Raw genomic sequence first — 1,943 nt, 5'->3', positions numbered from 1 at the left:
TCGCCCAAATCATACGCTTCTGACGCACCCTACTTCTGACGCACCATTAATTGCGGGGGTGCGTCAGGTGTGAGATTGTTGGTTTGTCGCCCAAATCATACGCTTCTGACGCACCCTACTTATCAGAAACCCGGTTTCTTGGTAGATTTATCGTTACCAAGCCCAAAACTCGTAGAAACCGGGTTTCTCGCCCCATGCCCATCAGCCCTGAAACTGTCCGAAATGCCCATCTAAGCTAAATTATATAAAATTAACCGCTCTTAAATATTAAAACCCGATGTCCCTCACCAAAAAAATTCTCTCCCAAGTGCCGGGAGACGCCCTCGGAGGCCTGCGAAAGGTCGATCGACTCTGGGAAAACCTCAAACAAAACACCGCCCCAACACCCGCAGCCGTCAAACACAGCCAACAACCCCTAGAAACCATCGACTTCGACATAGTTATCGGCGGCGGAACCCTAGGAATATTAATCGGTACAGCCTTAGCAGTGCGCGGTTGGCGAGTAGCCTTACTCGAACGCGGCATTTTGCGGGGGCGCGAACAAGAATGGAACATTTCGCGCAAAGAATTAGACGCATTCTTAGAACTAAATTTGCTGACGGCTGAAGAAATAGACAAAGCAATAGCCACCGAATACAACCCAGCCCGCATCAGCTTTACCAACACCCCCGACATCTGGGTGCGCGACGTACTCAACATCGGAATCGACCCAGTTTACCTCCTCGAAACCCTCAAACAAAAATTTCTCCAAGCCGGAGGCAAACTATTTGAAAACACACCATTTAAAACAGCAACAATTCACCCCAACGGAGTTATAATAGAATCCGAAAATACCGAAAATCCTTTATTTTCAACCAGATTGTTATTAGACGCAATGGGACATTTTTCGCCCATTGTCCGCCAAGCCAGACAAGGCAAAAAACCCGACGCCGTATGTTTAGTAGTCGGCAGTTGCGCCCAAGGATTTCCCAAAAACGAGACTGGCGATATATTTGCATCTTTCACCCCAATGCAAAATCAGTGCCAATATTTTTGGGAAGCATTTCCTGCCAGAGACGGGCGCACGACTTACTTATTTACCTACATAGACGCCGACACAGAAAGATTTAGTTTAGAAACATTATTTGAAGATTATTTGCGCTTGCTTCCCGAATATCAAAACGTCGAACTCGAACAGTTAAAATTCCAAAGAGCACTCTACGGATTCTTTCCTTGCTACCGCCAAAGCCCTCTAAAAATGCCTTGGAATCGGATACTTCCAGTCGGAGACAGCAGCGGCAGCCAATCGCCCCTCAGCTTCGGCGGTTTCGGCGCAATGGTACGCCACCTCAAACGCTTGACTCTCGGAATTGAGGAAGCTTTGACAAGCGAAAGTCTAGACAAAAATTCCCTCGCACTTTTGCAACCTTACCAACCAAATCTATCAGTTACTTGGTTGTTTCAGCGTTCGATGAGTGCTGGGATGAATCAGAAAATAGACGCCAATCAAATCAATCAACTTTTGGCTGCTGTATTTCAGGTAATGGAAGAGTTGGGAGAACCGGTACTCAAGCCGTTTCTTCAGGATATCGTGCTGTTTCCGGCTTTGTCGCAAACTTTGTTTAAAACTGCGATCTGCCATCCGGGATTAGTGATGAAGATTATCCCGCAGGTGGGAATAGCTAATTTGCTGGATTGGATGGTTCATTATGTTAATTTAGGGATTTATACGGGATTGCAGCCTTTGGGGAAAGCTGTAGAACCGCAGGTTAAAAAATTAGGGGTGGAACAGCAATACTATTTTCACCGATTGGTTGAAGCGTGGGAATACGGCGCTGGAGGCGATTATTAATTCTCGGTAATTTGGTTTGTAGTCAGGACTTTAGTCCTCTCTTTTTTCTGAGGACTAAAGTCCTCACTACAAACGGGTAATTTGGTTCGTAGTCAGGACTTTAGTCCTCTCT

General features: G+C 46.2%; 1 protein-coding gene. It reads left to right on the top strand.

Translation table 11 applies throughout. The annotated features are described in order from the left end of the window. The first annotated feature begins 277 nt into the window (after nucleotides 1-277). Nucleotides 278-1,831: an FAD-dependent oxidoreductase gene (locus JGK39_RS33305; protein ID WP_293262326.1), complete on the top strand. Its 1,554-nt coding sequence runs from the start codon at nucleotides 278-280 to the stop codon at nucleotides 1,829-1,831. The last annotated feature ends 112 nt before the right edge of the window (nucleotides 1,832-1,943 follow it).

It is taken from the genome of Microcoleus sp. PH2017_12_PCY_D_A (assembly GCF_020738565.1).
In the GTDB taxonomy this organism is placed as follows: Bacteria; Cyanobacteriota; Cyanobacteriia; order Cyanobacteriales; family Microcoleaceae; genus Microcoleus.
The sequence above is the reverse complement of the archived record's forward strand: the minus strand, read 5'-3'. Positions and strand labels throughout refer to the sequence as shown.